Here is a 15,677-nt window from a genome sequence, read left to right as displayed (position 1 = left end):
AATCAATTGTTTACACAAATTCGGAGGTTTTAGCCGGTGGTCGGGGTCAACCCCGCCAGACTGCTCTACCAATCTGATAGATAGCCGCTTCGCCAGTTCTCGCGCGTCACTCAAACCGACGGACACCACCCCCAAACGACCCCGTCAAGATTACAGAGCGGACGGGTCCCTATCGCTCCATGGTAGGGGGTGGATTTGAGGGCGCCAAGCGTTACCTAAAGTCCATATTCTCGGGATTGAGCGGTATCATAGCCGCGGCGTCATCTTCGGTAAGAGGGTCACCAATTCGACTATGCTTACTTCCCCGCTCAAGAGCCTCCTCAAATGTCAAATCCATACTGAGCGGAATATCCGAGTAACTCTCCACATGCATTCCATACTCCTCACCCACTACGTCGGTGAAAAATACGAACAGGTCAATAGCGATATGGTCAACATCGTTCCATTCCCGACTAAGCCTCTGCATGACTTCGGAGAAAGGGGCATCGTAGGGTTCAGACCCGCCACTGAACGGCTTGAGTTTGATCACACCATCAAGTAGAATATTCATCTCTCCCGCCTCAACGGTACTTTCTCCTACCTTGTTCATATCGGGCGGCTTGTCGTCATGCATCGACGTAGTAGGTTTACGAACCATGGGGTTTAGCGCTGAACTGACGACCGTTCCAGCCCCTTGGTATCCAGGCTTAAATTGGGGACCGTCGCCACCAAACTCTTGTTCGTAAATCACACACTGTGAATGGATATTGTCCGCGGGACCCTCGCCACTATTGTCTATACTAAGTTTCAGGGTATCGTCGTCCCCCCGATGGCTGTCAAACGTTAGTCTCGGCTGATGGTTTGCCGCCATCAAAGCGGTCTGTCTCTGCATCAGCCTATTTTGAGTTCGCTGAATCGTATTCTGTTCGTCCTGAATATTCCTCATACTGAAATAGACCAAAAACAGTCCCACCGTCAAAAGTAGTGAAACAACATCCGCGACATCAACAGACCAAAAATTGGGAGGAAGCGACTGCAATATAGTCGGCATACAAGCATGCACCTACCTTGATGAAATAAGCGTTTTCCCTCTGCAGGTTACATGGCTCCCCGAATGGCCCACGGCGGTGTGACCGTTCTTGAAAGTCAGTGGAAACAACTTGTAGAGACTTGACTATCATCCGTCGTCTCTGCATATTGTTCCCATATACCCCTTGGCGTCACCTCGTGGGGGATCTCATCAATTAAATTATCAAGTGAATATACTTCTCCCTCACTTTCTACAATCCGACGAGCGTGACTATCGAACAAATTTTGAGCATCCTCATATTTGCTATACTGATCTCTCGTATGATGGTTGCAACTTGGACATTCCCAAAAGTCTGGCCCTCCACCCGCAGTGGCCACAGCAACAGGAGCGCGATTTTCACCGTCATACATCACTGTCTGGCAATTTGGACAGATTGCTTTGTATTCCACGTCAATATCAGATATCCTTTCATCTGATATTTCAGCTGTTCCTCTCCAACAACTTCCCTCCACCTCAATACACCCCTCAATTTCTGAGACTTTAGCATCACCATTGATGTCTGTCCCAGTTTCTTCGTCCGGCGCAATATCCCTCTCTGACTCGTTTTCCCCTTCCCAAATGCCCCTCACAATCCACCCGCTCATAGCCCCGATAGCGAGAATTCCTGTGCGGGCCATCCAGGAGAAAATGACGTTAATCGGTAATCGATCAGCCAAACCAGCAAATAAGGGCGGATAAAAATTGGCAGCAGTGGGAATTCCGATTAGAACAACTGTAACCAAAATGGAGATAATCGTCCACCTGCTCATGACATAGACCACTTCACGGACACGCCAAATGCCAGGCTCTTCAGGTTATTTGTTTGTTGTTCACTTCTCATTTTTATCCAGTCTTGGAAAATCACGAGCGACCAGATGGTGGGCTACCATTGAGAGGTCCTTTCTATACATAATCCACAATCCAAACAATGAGTGGACATAAGATATTGTATTAACGATTATCTATACAATTCCACACACCTTTTGGGAGAATGGGAATTTAAAGGGCACACACAGTCAGTTTTGGACACCAGCACCGAGAACAAGCGCCGCCGCTTGCCAGACCTTATATGAATATAAGGTTCTAATATTGTTTCAATTGGTATCAGGGGAACCCTTATGTGCACAACCATGAACGATAGGGATGTGATGCAACACACCACGGAATTCCACCAGATCCGGGAGTGCCCCAACTGCAACAGCTACTGGCGACGAACCGGCCGCCACGCGGTCGGCCTGGTCGACTACAAGCAAGACGACACCTGTCCGACGTGCCAGGCGAGTTAGTACAAGAGCGACTGCTGTCTCAGGTTCCTCGGGACAACTCGGGTTTTTCGGACGGTCTCGACGTTTTCAAGCGAGCTATCGTGCCATTGGCGGCACGTCGTCACCGATCGCCTGCTTGACCTGCAGCGCCGCGCTCGCGGCCAGGCCGCGGGCGACCTCGTCGACGTCCTCGACCGGGATGAGGTCCTCCTCGCTGTCCATGTCGGGGGTGAAGCCCGCGCTCACGGGGTTGCCGACCGGTGGTCGGACCGAGATGGTGACCTGGGGCCCCGAGTTCGACTGGCCGACACGGGAGCCGACCTGGTAGTCATCGGGCAGAAAGCGACGGGTCGCCCGCTCTACGTCGGAGACGCCCTCCTGGAGGGCGCGCCGCGCCGCGGGAGAGAGTTCCGGAACCTCCTCGTCGCCCGGACGGCCCGCGTACGGCGTATTTCCATACATTACCCACGCATAGCCGGGCGGGCTGGGTAAACACTTCGGTCCCAGCAGTCAGAGAATCGGCTCGGCGGTCCCGTAGGCCGCGATGACGACGCTTGCAGCGTATTCGCCGCTCTCGGCTTCGATGCTCGTCGTCTCGACCGCCGGACCATCCATCTCCCAATCCCGCAGGTCCTGACCCGCCGCGATCCCCTCCCGCACCCGGGCCTCGACCGTGGCGCGGTCGGTCGGGCCAGCCGACTCGTAGAACAGTCCCGGGCCGTCCCCGGTCGTCCAGGCGAGGCCGGCCGAGGCAACCCCGGGTCCGGCGACGGTCGTGGCAGCCTCAACGACGGTCAGCCGGTGGCCGATCGGCCCCAGGTCCGGGGCCGTCCCGACTCGCGAAACCGTGGCGTCGGCCGGAATGACCGAGGAGACCGCGACGAGGTTGTAGTTGTGCACGTTCGCCGCGGCCAGGGCGGCGTCGTACGCGGCGGTCTCCGTGGGGCCGCGGCCGGTCCCCCAAACGATTCTGATCTGACCCATCGACTCGGAGAAGGCCGGTCCCGAATTAATCCGTGTCGGTTGCGAGCTACTGGATGTAGGCCGTGTAGGCGGGCGAGTCGCCCTCGGCGGCGGTCTCCAGCTTCTCGACGGCGTCCCGGAAGTCCGCCATTTCGACTGTCTCGCGGTCGTCCCGAATCGCGAACATCCCGGCCTCGGTACTCAGACTCTCCAGTTGCGCGCCGTTGAAGCCCTCGGTCTCCCGGGCCAGGCGGTCGAAGTCCACGTCGGCTGCGATGTTCATCGACTGGGTGTGGATCCGGAGGATCTCCGCCCGCGCCTCGCGAGTGGGCTCTGGCACTTCGATCAGGCGGTCGAACCGACCGGGCCGCAGGATCGCCCGATCGAGCATGTCAAAGCGGTTGGTCGCGGCCATCAGCCGGACCTCACCGCGGTCCTCGAAGCCGTCCATCTCCGAGAGCAGTTGCATCATCGTCCGCTGGACCTCGGCGTCCCCGGAGGTCTTTGAATCCGTGCGCTTGGCCGCGACGGCGTCGATCTCGTCGATGAAGATGATCGAGGGCTCGCGCTCGGCGGCCAGCTCGAAGAGGTCCCGGACCATCCGGGAGCCCTCGCCGATGAACTTCCGGACCAGTTCGGAGCCGGCCATCTTGATAAAGGTCGCGTCGGTCTGGTTGGCCACCGCCTTGGCCAGCATCGTCTTCCCGGTGCCGGGTGGGCCGTGGAGGAGCACCCCACTCGGTGGCTCCACCCCAACCTTCTCGAAGCGCTCGGGCTGTGTGAGCGGGTCCTCGACGGCCTCCTGGACCTCGCGGATCTCGTCGTCGAGGCCGCCGATGTCCGCGTAGGTGACATCCGGGCTCTCCTGGATTTCCATGGCCTGGGCCCGGGCGTCGGTCTCGTCGTCGAGGATCTGCTGGACGGCAAAGGAGTCGTTGATGGCGACACGATCGCCCATCTCCAGTCGCTCGGCGAGCTCCCCTGAGACCTCGGTGAGGACCTCCTGGTTGTTGCCGTGCTGTTTGACGATGACCTCGTCGCTTTCGGTCCGATCCTCGACTGTCGCGAGGTAGAGCGAGGCCGTCTTCAGCGTCTCGTTCTCGCGCTGGAGACTGTCAACCTCCTCCTGGAGGTCCTCGCGACGCGACGTGACCCGGTCGAGCTGGGCCTGTAGTTCCCGGTGGACCGAGAGAATATCTACGTAGTGGGACTTCAGCGCCTCGAGACGTTCGCGAGGCGGCGATTCTGGGTCCAGATCGAGCGTTGGGCGATCCGGAAGGGAGGGACTCCGAGACATTTTGGCGTGAGTACGGTCCGGATAATCAAGTCCCTTTGGGTCCACGGGGTATCCTCCGCTCTTTATCCATCCGCTTGCTCCTCGGTGTCGGGCTCGACCGGCTCCTCGGGCGGGGCCTCTGGCACCTCGAAGACGTCCGCGACGGTTCGGAGGGTCTCGTAGTCCTCGGCGACCGCCGCCTGCTTGATCGACCGGGTCGGCGTCGAGAGCAGCTTGTTGACCAGCGCCGAGCCCAGGTCGTCCAGGATCTCCCGTTCTCGCTCCGTGAGCCCGCCGTTCTGGTTCAGTCGATTCTGTGCCCGATTGACCTCCGCCTGCCGCAACTCCTCGGCCCGATCGTAGATCGTCGAGAGCATCTCGTCGGCCTCGCGTTTCTTCAGGTCGCGTTCGAGGGCCTCCATCTCGGTGTCGACGATCCGCTCGGCCTCGGTGGCCGCCTCGGTCCGGGTCGCCATCGCGCTGTCGACGATCGAACCGATGTCGTCGATGTCAAAGAGCGTCACCGAGTCCAGATCCCGGGCCGGGTCGGCAACGTCGGGGGGATTCGCCAGGTCCAGCACGGTCACGTTCGTCTCGTCGAAGGTCGCCGCATCGAGGATCGGGTGGGGGGCGTCGGTCGCGGTCACCACGAGGTCGACCTCCGAGAGACTGCCGTGAATCGCCTCGAAACAGATGGGCGTGCCAGCCACCCGCTGGGCGAGTTCCTTCGCGGAGTCGTAGGTCCGATTCGTGATCAACAGTTCGGCCCCGCGGTCCGCAAGCGGTTTGGCGACGAGTTTGCCCATCTCGCCGGCCCCGATCACGATCGCCCGCACGTCGGAGAGATCGCCGAGCTGGCGGCTGGCGAGTTCCGCGGCCGCGGTCCCCATCGAGGGGTTGCCCTCGTTGATCCGGGTCTCCGAGCGGACCCGTTTACCTACCCGGATCGCCTTCTCGACGATGGGGCCGAGCGTGCCGTTCAACTGGGAGAGCCCCTCCTCCTGGGCCCGGGAAACCTGGCCGAGGATCTCGTCCTCGCCGACGACCATGCTCTCCAGGCCAGCCGCGACCCGCAGGAGGTGCCGGGCGGCCGCCGGGCCCGAGAGCCGCTGGATAGTGTCGGCGGGCAACTCGATGTCCTCGACGACCGCCTCGCGGGCCGTGCTGGATCCCGTGACGTAGTACTCGGCCCGGTTGCAGGTATGCAACACGTAGACTTCCTCCGCCCCGGCGTTTGCCAGCCGATAGCGGAGTTGCCCCACGTCTCGTTCCGTCAACCGCCGGATCTGGTCGACGGAAGCCCGTTTGTGCGAGACGATCAGGGCGTGAAGATCGTTCATCGTCACTGATTCTGTGTAGTCCTAGTCGGGCGGGGCGATATAAATTCGCGGCTCTTGGTCCGCGGAGAACTGGGCTTTTATCCGTTGCTCCCCTACCCCCGCCAATGGCACACGGACATCCGGGTGGCCACCCCGGTGGCGGCGGTGGGCGGAACTACGCGCAAACCCCGCTCATCGCGACCTGGGAGGTAACACAGGCCTGTGATCTGGAGTGTGATCACTGCCGAGCGGACGCCCAGCCCGATCGCGACCCGAACGAGCTCTCGACCGCCGAGGGGAAGGCCCTGATCGACCAGATCGCGGACTTCGGGCACCCGCCCCCGGTCTTTGTCATCTCCGGTGGCGACCCGCTCAAGCGCCCGGATCTCTACGAACTCATCGAGCATGCCACCGACCAGGGACTCCCCACGGCGGTGACCCCGGCCCCGACCTCGCTTCTGGACCGCGACGTGCTAGAGACCTTCGCGGACCTGGGGGTCAAACGCATCGCGCTCTCCCTCGATGGAGCCACCCCGGAGAGCCACGACACCTTCCGCGGCGAGGAGGGGTCCTTCGAGCTGATCATGGACCGGGCCGAGATGGCAAAAGAAGCCGGCCTGGGCATTCAGATCAACACGACCGTCACCGCGAACACCGCCGACGAACTCCCCGAAATCGCGGATCTGGTCGAAGAGCTGGGGGCGGCGATGTGGGAGGTGTTCTTCCTGGTCCCCATCGGTCGGGGCACCGAACTCGACCAGCTCGAACCCGAGGCGACCCGTGACGTGATGGAGTTCCTCTACGAGCGCCAAAAATCGGCCCCGTTCCGAACCATCACCGTCGAAGCGCCCCACTACCGCGTGGTGGCAAAGGAAGTCGAACAGGCCGCGACGGGCAACGACGTCCGGGTCGGCTCGACGCGGGCCGGGAAGGGCTTTGTCTTCGTCAGCCACGAGGGCGACGTGTTCCCCTCCGGCTTCTTGCCACTCACCGGGGGCAACGTAACCGAGACCTCCCTCGTGGACATCTATCGGGACGCGGACCTCTTCGAGATGCTCCGGGACGATTCCCAGCTCACCGGCACCTGTCGCACCTGCGAGCACCGCGAGCTCTGTGGCGGCAGCCGCTCACGGGCCTACGCCGTCACGGGGAATCCGATGGCGAGTGATCCACTCTGTCCCTACGTCGAGGAACTGATCTCCGAAGACCCACCCGAAGCCTGAGATGTGGGCTCACACCACAATGGAGGCGGATCGCCCGTGACTGTCGGCGTCGTCGGGGCCGGCATCTCCGGGCTCGCACTGACACATTACCTCCAGCAACAGGGCATCGAGACGGTGACCTTCGAGGCGACGGACCGTCCAGGCGGCATGATTCAATCCCGGACCGTCGACGGCCGGGTGCTCGAACTCGGTCCCCAGCGACTCCGGCTCGCGGGCCCGGTCAAAGCCCTCGTCTCCGAGCTGGGCCTCACGGACGAACTTCGCGAGGGGCACACCGACCAGCCACTCTATATCTACCACGACGGCGCGTTCAGGGAGGCCCCGCTCTCGGTTCGGGCCGCGGTCACCACCGATCTGCTCTCCTGGCGCGGCAAACTCCGGGTCCTGGCCGAACCCCTGACCAGGGGCCCACAGCCCGGTGAGTCCGTCGAGGCCTTCCTCACCCGGAAGTTCGGTCACGAGGCCGCCCACCGCGTGTTCGAACCGCTCTACACCGGCCTCTATGGCTCCTCGGCGGACGAGATGCTGGTCGAGTACTCACTCGGCAAGGCCCTAAAGCGCCATGGCATCGAGGGCTCGATCCTCGCAGCCGTCATCCGCTACGTGTTGCAGGGACGGGACCCGCCCCCGATCGTGACCTTCGAGGACGGCCTGGCACGGTTGCCGGTGGCCATGGCGAACCGCTATGCCGACCGGATTCACTTCGACACCCCGGTCGAGGCGATCGAGTCCGCCGGCGACGGGTACGAGATCCACACGCCAGACGGCCCCACCGCCGTGGACGCGGTCGCGCTCACCACACCGGCCCCGGTCGCAGCGGACATCCTCGAACCGCTGGAAGAGACCCTCGCCGGGACCCTCCGCGAGTTCAACTACAACCCGATCGTGATGGCCCACCTGCACTCCGCAGCCGAGTTGACCGGTCACGGCTGTCAGATCCTCCCCGAGGCGGGGTATACCACCCTCGGAATGACCTGGAACGCCAGCATGCTCGACCGGGACGGCGTCTACACCGCCTACCTGGGCGGGAGCGAGCGGCGACAGCTGCTCGACCGCTCGGACGAGGAGATCGGGGCGATCGCGGCCCGGGAGTTCGAGGACCTGCACGGCGAACCGGCCGACGTCCTCTCCGTGAACCGCTGGGAGCCCGGCATGCCCGCCTACGACCAGTCCTGGACCGCACTGGACCGGCTCGATCCACCAACCGGGATCGACTTTGTCACCAACTACACCGAACGAGCGGGGATCATCGGCCGGATCGCCGACGCGAAACGGACGGCCGAGCGACTGGCCGAACCGTGACCCGATCGATCCGCCGGGCCCAGGAGCACGATCGGGACCAGTTACTCGCCGTTCGCCGGGCCGCGATCAGCGGCCTGACGGAGAGTGCGGCCGAGCAGGCCTGGATCGAGGCGGACGAGCCAGTTCGAGCGGCACTGGCGAGTCCGGACACGGCCGTCTTCGTCGTCGAAGACCACGGATCGATCGCGGGCTTTGGCTGGCTCGAAGCCGGGGCCGCCCAACGGTTCGAGCCACCCGTGGACGGCCAACTGGGCGGTGTCTTCGTCCATCCACACGCCGCCCGATCCGGGATCGGGACGCTCCTCGTCGAGGCCATCGAGACCCGGGCCGTCGAGTCCGGCCTGGAGGCGCTCGGACTCCTGACGCCTGCGGACACGGTACCGTTCTTCGAAGCCCAGGGATACAGCCAAGCGGAGGTCGCCGGATCCGAAAGCAAATTCCAGCCGATGGAAAAGCGACGCTGATCAGGCGAGCAGGTCGGCCATCTCCTCGATACGCCGTTCGTACTCCCCGATCGCCGTCTCGATGGGTTCGGAGTCGGCCATGTCGACCCCCGCCGTCTGGAGCACATCGAGAGGGTACTCGCTGCCGCCCAGTCGGAGGGCATCGAGGTAGTCCGTCGCGGCGGCCGAATCGGATTCGATGCGGTCGACGATAGCGACGGCCGCACTCAGCCCCGTCGCGTACTGGTAGACATAGAAGTTGTAGTAGAAGTGGGGAATACGCATCCACTCCGTCCGGATGTGCTCGTCGAGGTGGGCCGGGGCGTAGTACCGCGCCTTGCGCTCACCGTACAGTTCGTCGAGTCGGTCGGGCGTCAGGGGTTCGCCCGCGGCCGAGCGCTCGTGGATCTCGGCCTCGAAGGCGGCAAAGAGAGTTTGGCGGTACAGGGTCGAGCGGAACCGCTCCAGGAACTGATCCAGGACGTGCGCGCGGAAGTGTTCGTCCTCGACTGTCTCCAGGAGGTGATGGGTCAACAGCGTCTCGTTGACCGTCGAGGCCACCTCGGCGACGAAGATCTCGTAGTCGGCATCGACGTAGGGCTGGGCCTCGCTGGCCAGTTCGGAGTGCATCGAATGGCCGAGTTCGTGGGCCAAGGTATACAGCGAGGTGACGTCGTCCTGCCAGTTCATGAGGATGTAGGGGTGGGTGTCGTAGGTCCCACCCGAGTAGGCGCCCGAACGCTTGCCCCGGTTCTCGTGGACGTCGATCCACCGGGACTCGATGCCCGCTTCGACCCGGTCCTGGTAGGCCTCGCCCAGCGGGGACAGCGCCTCGATCACCATCTCGGTGGCCGCCTCGTAGGAAATCTCCGGGCTCTCCCCGGGCGCGGCGGGCGCGTACACGTCGTACATTTCGAGTTCGTCGACACCCAGCGCCGTGGCCTTCAGGTCCAGGTGGCGGTGCAGCGTCTCCAGGTTCCCCTCGACAGTCTCGACGAGCGCGTCATAAACCGACACGGGGACGTTCGAGCCGTCGAGCGCTGCCTCGCGAGCCGACTCGTAATCGCGGATGTCCGCGGTCTTGACGTGTTTGCGGACCTGATGGTTCAGCGACGTCCCCAGCGTGTTCCGAACCGTGGCGAGTTCCCCGTAGAAGGCCTCGTGGACGCGCTCTCGGAATTCTCGGTCGGGACGCTGCAACAGGGAGGTGAAATTCGACTGGGTGATCTCGACCTCTCCCTCTTTTCCCTCGACGGTCGGGAAGGTCAGATCGGCGTTCGTGAGCTTCCCGAACACCTCCGAGGGAGCGGAGAGAACCTCCCCGAGTTCGGAGAGGACCCCCTCGACTTCGGCCGAGCGGGTGTGGGGTTTGAGCCGGAGGACGTCATCGAGGTAGTGCTCGTAGGTTGCTAGTTCCGGGGTGGAGTCGAGCAGTTCGGTCACCCGCGATTCGGGCAGTTGCTGAATTTCCGGCCCGATGAAGGAGTTCGCACTGTTGAATTCCGCGGCGAGGGTCCGGGCCCGGGTCGCCCGCCCCTGGGCCGCCTGATCGCGGGTGTCCTCGTCGGAGCGCATCCGGGCGTAGGCCGCGACCTGATCGAGTTCGCGGGCGAGTTCGTCACGGGTCTGCAGCGCCGCGAGCAACGTCTCGCCGTCCTCGCCCAGCCGACCCTCGTAGGCCCGGATCTCGTCGATCCGCTCCGAGACGGCTTCGAACGCGGCCTCCCAGTCCGCAGTCGACTCGTAGATCGCTTCCAGATCCCAGGTGTACTCGGTCGGGATCGCCGCTCGCTCGGGGACGCTGTCCATACCCGCCGTGGTACGGGCGCGGGGTTAAGGGTTGTCGCCAGTCGACCCGCCGATCCCCTGCTGGAGGGTTCGACCGACGGCGGCCCGGGTTCGGTCCGCACGAGCGCGCCGCTCGAACACAGTCCGGGCCGCCTCGACCGCATCCGGGTCGGTGTCGAAAGACTGGTCGTAGTCCACCCCGGTCAGAACGAGGGGATAGGCTGGCGCAGGCGGGAAGCCCTCGGGCCCGGGCAATGGTTCAGGGGCGAGCACGCGATCGATGAAAGCGAGATCGCGCTCGCCACGGAGCACCCGGTCGTAGAGCGCGAGCAGCCGTCTGACGAGTTGTCGCGGGAACCCACCCGCCCGGACCCGGACCCGGAGGTAATCGCCCGTCCGATCACTTCGGACCGAGAGGTCTCGAACCGTGCCCGCATCCGCCGCCGCGAGGTTGTGGAAGTCGTGCTCGCCGGCGAGCCTGGCCTCGATTTCGGCCCGGCGCTCCGGATCGTCGCTGGGGGCGTGTAGCAGGTAGGTGTACTCCCGCCACCGGGCGTGGTGGGTCGCGTGAAAGTCAGCCGGGACCGGCGTGCTGGCCCAGACGTGCACGTCCTCGGGCAAGTAGGCGGTGAACGCTTGGGCCGAGAGCCACGCGGGTGCGTCGAAGGCGATCGTCTGGGCCAATGCCGAGACCCCAGCATCGGTCCGGCCGGCCGCCGCATATTTCGACGGGGCGCCCTCGAATTCGATGCCGTGGTCCGCGAGGGCGTCGAAGAGTGCGCCCTCGACGGTTGGAAGCGACGGCTGGCGCTGAAAGCCGTGGTAGGCCCGGCCGTCGTAGGCAACCCGGTAGGCCCGCATGCGCTCCTACTCGAAGTCCGCGAGGCGCGGGGCCTCGTGGTCGCCGGGGAACGCTTCGATCGGGACCTGGGCCTGATCACCCGAGGCCATGTCCTTGACCGTGACCATCCCCTCGGTGAGGTCCTGCTCGCCGACGATGACGACCGTCTCGGCGTTGATCGAGTCCGCGTACTCCAGTTGCGCGCCGAACGAGCGCTCCGAGACGTCGGTCTCGACGACGTGGCCCCGCTCGCGAAGGGCCCTGACGATCCGGGCCGCCTCGGACCGCGTGTCCCCGATCTGGAGGACGTAATAGTCCGTCGAGAGGGCCTCCTCGGGCCAGACGCCGGCCCGCTGGAGGAGCAGCGAGAGCGGTGCCAGTCCGGGCGCGACACCCACCGCGGGGGTGGGCTGGCCACCGACGCTCTCGATCAGGTCATCGTAGCGCCCACCCCCGAAGACCGCCCGGGAGACGTCCCCGGTCGAGTCGAAGCACTCGAAGACGACCCCCGTGTAGTAGTCCAGACCGCGGGCCGTCTCCAGCGAGAGGGTGATGTATTCCCGGACACCGAAATCCTCCGCGGCCGCGAGGACCGCTCTGAGGTTCTCGACAGCCGCCTCGACGCGGTCGGTGCCGGCGAACTCGATTAGTTCGTCGAGGTCCCCATTTTCAAGGAGGGCCTCGAACTCGACGGCCTGCTCCCGGGAGAGGCCGGCGTCGACGAGCAGATCGTGGTATGCGGCCCGCTCGATCTTCTCGCTTTTGTCGACGGCCCTGATCGCGGCCCGGGTGTCCACGTCACCGCCCATCGATTCGAGCAGGCCACCCAAAATGTCCCGGTGGGAGATGCGGAACTCGAAGTCCGCGGCGGTCAGGCCCAGCGCGGTCATGGCGTCGGCCGCGAAGGCGAGAATCTCGGCGTCTGCCGTGGGGGCCGTGGAGCCGAAGATGTCGGCGTTGAGCTGGTAGAACTCGCGGAATCGACCCTGCTGGGGCTCCTCGTAGCGCCAGAAGGGGCGGGTCGAGTACCACTTGATCGGCTTCGTGAGTGCCTGCTGTTTCGCCACGACCATGCGGGCCACGGTGGGGGTCAGTTCCGGGGTCATGGCGACCTCGCGGCCCCCGTCGTCGGTAAAGGCGTACAGTTCCTCGACGATCTCCTCGCCGCTCTTGTCGACGTACATCTGGGTCCGCTCCAGTGCCGGGGTGCCGACCTCCCGGAACCCGTACTGGGACGCGGTGGCCTCCAGCGTGTCGATCATCGCCCGACGGGCGGCCATCTCCTCGGGGTAAAAATCACGAAATCCCTTCAGCCGGTCGTACATAGAGCCGAGTTGGGCCACCCGGCGCTTGTACCTGTCCCTTGCCTACCGCCGCGAGATGTTGAAGCTCTTCGAGTCGGGTTTCATCTCGCGCAGCAACTCTTTCATCTTTTCCTCGTCGATCTTCTCGCGCAGTCGGCCGGACTGGGCCAGCGCGACGATCTGCTGTTCGACCTGCTCGCCGAAGCTCTCGCGGCTCATCTTGACCGTGTTGAGTCGCTTGCGAGCCCCGTCGGTGAGATGCTGGCGGAGCACCGCCTTCCGCTGGGCCTCGGCCTGCTCGCGCTGGGCCTCCATGGCCTCCTCGCGGCCACCGTCGCCGCCGCCCTGCTGTTCCTGTAGCTCCTGTAGTTTCTGCTCGCGAAGCTCCTCCAGACGGTCGTCATCGGGGTCCTGGCTCATGGTGTGGGATTGTCGACAAACGCTCAAAACCGTTACGCACCGGTCAACGCTCGGCCGGGAACCAGGCGAACTCGTGGTCCGCGATCAGGTCGATCCTGACGGGATCGCCCTGGGTCAGTCCCGCCGTGTGGTTGTGTCGCACTTCGACGGCGGTTCCATCACCCAGCTGCACGCGGTAGCGAACCGTCGACCCCTCGTAACTGCGACGGTGGACGGTCCCGTGGGCGCTGTCCGGTGGAGCAGCGACCGCGTTCACGTCGTCGGGCCTGAGGATCACGTCGACCGGCCGGCCGGCATCAGCCGCCGAGAGCCCCGGGAGTTGTCCCAGTGGAATGGGCCCGATCGACGTCGAGACGGCCCCGTCTTCGACCTGTCCAGCCAGGAAGGTCGGGTTCCCGAGGAAGTTCGCGACAAAGCGAGTCGCCGGGTTCGAGAACACCGCTTCGGGGTGACCGACCTGTTCGAGGCGGCCGTCGTGGAGCACGGCGACCCGATCCGAGATGGAGAGGGCCTCAGTCTGATCGTGTGTGACAAAGACCGTGGTCACGCCGGCGGTGTCGAGGATGTCCCGCACTTCCTCGCGCATCCGCTCGCGAAGGTCCCGATCCAGGCTGGAGAAGGGTTCGTCCAGGAGCAACAGTTCCGGTTCGGGCGCGAGTGCGCGAGCGAGCGCCACTCGCTGCTGTTGTCCGCCGGAGAGGTCCGTCGGCGAGCGATCCTCGGCCCCGGCCAGGCCGACGAGATCGAGGAGCTCCTCGATCCGGGCCGTCCGTTCGGCCGCCGGCCAGTCCTCGATCCCGAACCCGACGTTCTCGGCCACCGAGAGATGCGAGAACAGCGCGAAGTCCTGGAAGACCAGGCCCACGTCCCGGTCCTCTGGCGGCGTCGAGCGGGTCCCGTCCGCGACCCGTTCCCCGCCGATAGCGACCTGGCCGGAGTCGGGGGCTTCGAGCCCAGCGATCGTCCGGAGTGCCGTGGTCTTCCCACACCCCGAGGGCCCCAAAATCGAGAGCAACTCGCCGTCGCGTACGGCCAGCGAGACGTCCTCGATGGCGGGCTCACCCTCGAAGGCCGTCGTCACCGAATCCAGTTCGAGAACCGTGCGGGCCGCCGCTTCCGTGCCCGCCTGTTCCGCGTGGCTGTGTTCGACGGCGGGCGAGGAGGTGTGTGTTGCCATAGGTGGAGATCCGCAGCCGGATTCGGTTCGTCGTTGGCCACACTTGTTTAGGTAGCCCTAAAAACGTCCCGATACGGGCACGGCGCCGTTTTTTGGTTCGCCTAAAACCGCCACGCCTAAGTATGTTTTAGGGCGACCTAAAACCTGGAATGAGCGACACAGATCACACGGATACGACAGCACAATCGGGGAGTCGGGATCGGACCTGGAGCCGACGCCGGTTGCTCGGGACCGCCGGGGCCGCCCTCACGATGAGTGTCGGGCTGGCCGGCTGTCTCGGTTCGGGCGGATCGGACCCCTTCGAAACCGACGAGCCCCAGGGCGAACCGGTCGACGGGGAGGGAGTAACCTGGGACGATCTGGGTGATCTGGAGGGCGAGTTGACCGTCTACTCCGGGCGGACTCGCGATCAGATCGATCCGCTGTTCACGAAGCTCGAGGAGTTCTACCCGGATTTCTCGATCGCCCGGGACTACGACAGCAACGAGGCCCAGCTCAACAGCCTCGTGGAGGAGGGGGAGTCCACGCCGGCCGACCTGTTCTACACCCAGTCCTCGGGCGCGCTCGCGGCACTGAAATCCGAGGGGCTGGCCCGAACACTCCCGACCGACGTTCAGGATGCCGTCCCGGAGAACAAGCGCGATCCCGACGGCCAGTGGACGGGGGCCTCCGGGCGCGTGCGAGCGGTCCAGTTCAACAGCGACACCTGGAGTCGGTCCGAGTTGCCGACCGACATCTTCGCCTACGCCACGGACGAGCGCTTTGCCGGCGAGATCTCCACCCGCCCGAACTCCGGCACCTTCCGCTCGTTCATCGTCGCCATGCTCGAACTGGAGGGCGAAGAGCGAACCCGGGAGTGGATTCGGGGCCTCCTCGAAGACCAGGACGTCACCCTTTATTCGAGCGGCACACAGCAGGCCGAAGCCGTCGCGAACGGCGAGGTCTCCGTGGGCCTTGGTAACCAGTACTACGCCGCCCGCGTCATCGAGAGCCAGCCCGAGATCTCCCTGGACGTGACCTTCACCCGGAACGACCCGGGGAGCCTGTTCAACGTCTCCGGGGTCGCAGTGCTCTCGGGAGCCCAAAAGCCGAATCTCGCCGCCGAGTTCGTCCGCCACGTCCTCGCCGTGGAGGGCCAGCAGTTCTTCGTCGACACGAACGGCGAGTACCCGGTCGTCGACGGGGTGGCGTACGACGGCCCGCTCCCGAGCCTCGAGGCCCTCGAACCGCCCACCTTCGACCTCAACGAACTGGGCGACCTGGAGCCGGCCATCGACCTCCTGCGCGAGGAAGGGATGACCGTCTAAA

General features: G+C 64.3%; 16 protein-coding genes. 5 read left to right on the top strand and 11 right to left on the bottom strand.

Annotated features, from left to right (window positions below):
* Positions 1-211: 211 nt before the first annotated feature.
* Both HSR6_RS00645 and HSR6_RS10835 read right to left on the bottom strand, forming a co-directional pair.
* Positions 212-1,030, bottom strand: a complete 819-nt coding sequence (locus HSR6_RS00645) for a hypothetical protein (protein WP_071932529.1) — start codon at positions 1,028-1,030, stop codon at positions 212-214.
* 95 nt (positions 1,031-1,125) lie between these two features.
* Entirely contained in the window at positions 1,126-1,818 is a 693-nt protein-coding gene (locus HSR6_RS10835) for a hypothetical protein (protein WP_148661788.1), read from the bottom strand.
* A 378-nt stretch (positions 1,819-2,196) separates the two neighbouring features.
* Between HSR6_RS10835 and HSR6_RS10950 the strand changes: the two genes are divergently transcribed.
* Complete coding sequence (locus HSR6_RS10950; protein ID WP_157754347.1) at positions 2,197-2,334, top strand: hypothetical protein; 138 nt, start codon at positions 2,197-2,199, stop codon at positions 2,332-2,334.
* 75 nt (positions 2,335-2,409) lie between these two features.
* On the opposite strand, the gene HSR6_RS00640 is transcribed toward HSR6_RS10950, so the two are convergent.
* The 4 genes from HSR6_RS00640 to hemA form a co-directional block, all read right to left on the bottom strand.
* Positions 2,410-2,775, bottom strand: coding sequence for a DUF5811 family protein (locus tag HSR6_RS00640; protein ID WP_070364118.1), 366 nt, complete (start codon positions 2,773-2,775; stop codon positions 2,410-2,412).
* A gap of 48 nt (positions 2,776-2,823) precedes the next feature.
* Positions 2,824-3,297, bottom strand: coding sequence for a pyruvoyl-dependent arginine decarboxylase (locus tag HSR6_RS00635; RefSeq protein WP_070364117.1), 474 nt, complete (start codon positions 3,295-3,297; stop codon positions 2,824-2,826).
* A 46-nt stretch (positions 3,298-3,343) separates the two neighbouring features.
* Positions 3,344-4,573 (bottom strand): proteasome-activating nucleotidase Pan2, encoded by a 1,230-nt coding sequence (pan2, locus tag HSR6_RS00630; protein WP_070364116.1) that lies wholly within the window; start codon positions 4,571-4,573, stop codon positions 3,344-3,346.
* 62 nt (positions 4,574-4,635) lie between these two features.
* Positions 4,636-5,892, bottom strand: a complete 1,257-nt coding sequence (gene hemA / locus HSR6_RS00625; RefSeq protein WP_157754346.1) for a glutamyl-tRNA reductase — start codon at positions 5,890-5,892, stop codon at positions 4,636-4,638.
* 104 nt (positions 5,893-5,996) lie between these two features.
* Here hemA and HSR6_RS00620 point away from each other — a divergent pair, with 104 nt between their 5' ends.
* Genes HSR6_RS00620 through HSR6_RS00610 form a run of 3 tightly spaced genes read left to right on the top strand, consistent with a single transcriptional unit; the run spans position 5,997 to position 8,860 of the window.
* Positions 5,997-7,094: a radical SAM protein gene (locus tag HSR6_RS00620; RefSeq protein WP_071932528.1), complete on the top strand. Its 1,098-nt coding sequence runs from the start codon at positions 5,997-5,999 to the stop codon at positions 7,092-7,094.
* A 36-nt stretch (positions 7,095-7,130) separates the two neighbouring features.
* A complete protein-coding gene (gene hemG / locus HSR6_RS00615) occupies positions 7,131-8,396 on the top strand; it encodes a protoporphyrinogen oxidase (protein WP_071932527.1) in 1,266 nt (421 codons plus the stop codon).
* A complete protein-coding gene (locus HSR6_RS00610) occupies positions 8,393-8,860 on the top strand; it encodes a GNAT family N-acetyltransferase (RefSeq protein WP_070364112.1) in 468 nt (155 codons plus the stop codon). Before hemG ends, HSR6_RS00610 begins: the two co-directional genes overlap by 4 nt.
* Here HSR6_RS00610 and pepF read toward each other — a convergent pair whose 3' ends face one another.
* The 5 genes from pepF to HSR6_RS00585 are packed head-to-tail and all read right to left on the bottom strand — an operon-like array spanning position 8,861 to position 14,369.
* The gene (gene pepF, locus HSR6_RS00605) at positions 8,861-10,648 is read right to left on the bottom strand and encodes an oligoendopeptidase F (RefSeq protein ID WP_071932526.1); all 1,788 of its coding nucleotides are present in this window, start codon (positions 10,646-10,648) and stop codon (positions 8,861-8,863) included.
* Between the two features lie 24 nt (positions 10,649-10,672).
* Complete coding sequence (gene truA / locus HSR6_RS00600; protein ID WP_071932525.1) at positions 10,673-11,488, bottom strand: tRNA pseudouridine(38-40) synthase TruA; 816 nt, start codon at positions 11,486-11,488, stop codon at positions 10,673-10,675.
* A gap of 6 nt (positions 11,489-11,494) precedes the next feature.
* The gene (hisS, locus tag HSR6_RS00595; protein WP_071932524.1) at positions 11,495-12,793 is read right to left on the bottom strand and encodes a histidine--tRNA ligase; all 1,299 of its coding nucleotides are present in this window, start codon (positions 12,791-12,793) and stop codon (positions 11,495-11,497) included.
* A gap of 42 nt (positions 12,794-12,835) precedes the next feature.
* Positions 12,836-13,192, bottom strand: a complete 357-nt coding sequence (locus HSR6_RS00590; protein ID WP_070364108.1) for a DNA-binding protein — start codon at positions 13,190-13,192, stop codon at positions 12,836-12,838.
* A 43-nt stretch (positions 13,193-13,235) separates the two neighbouring features.
* The gene (locus tag HSR6_RS00585) at positions 13,236-14,369 is read right to left on the bottom strand and encodes an ABC transporter ATP-binding protein (protein ID WP_071932523.1); all 1,134 of its coding nucleotides are present in this window, start codon (positions 14,367-14,369) and stop codon (positions 13,236-13,238) included.
* 149 nt (positions 14,370-14,518) lie between these two features.
* Between HSR6_RS00585 and HSR6_RS00580 the strand changes: the two genes are divergently transcribed.
* A complete protein-coding gene (locus HSR6_RS00580) occupies positions 14,519-15,676 on the top strand; it encodes an extracellular solute-binding protein (RefSeq protein WP_083426069.1) in 1,158 nt (385 codons plus the stop codon).
* Position 15,677 lies beyond the last annotated feature (1 nt).

Source organism: Halodesulfurarchaeum formicicum (assembly GCF_001886955.1).
In the GTDB taxonomy this organism is placed as follows: domain Archaea; phylum Halobacteriota; class Halobacteria; order Halobacteriales; family Halobacteriaceae; genus Halodesulfurarchaeum; species Halodesulfurarchaeum formicicum.
Note: the sequence above shows the minus strand (reverse complement) of the source record. Positions and strands in the feature narration are given on the sequence as shown.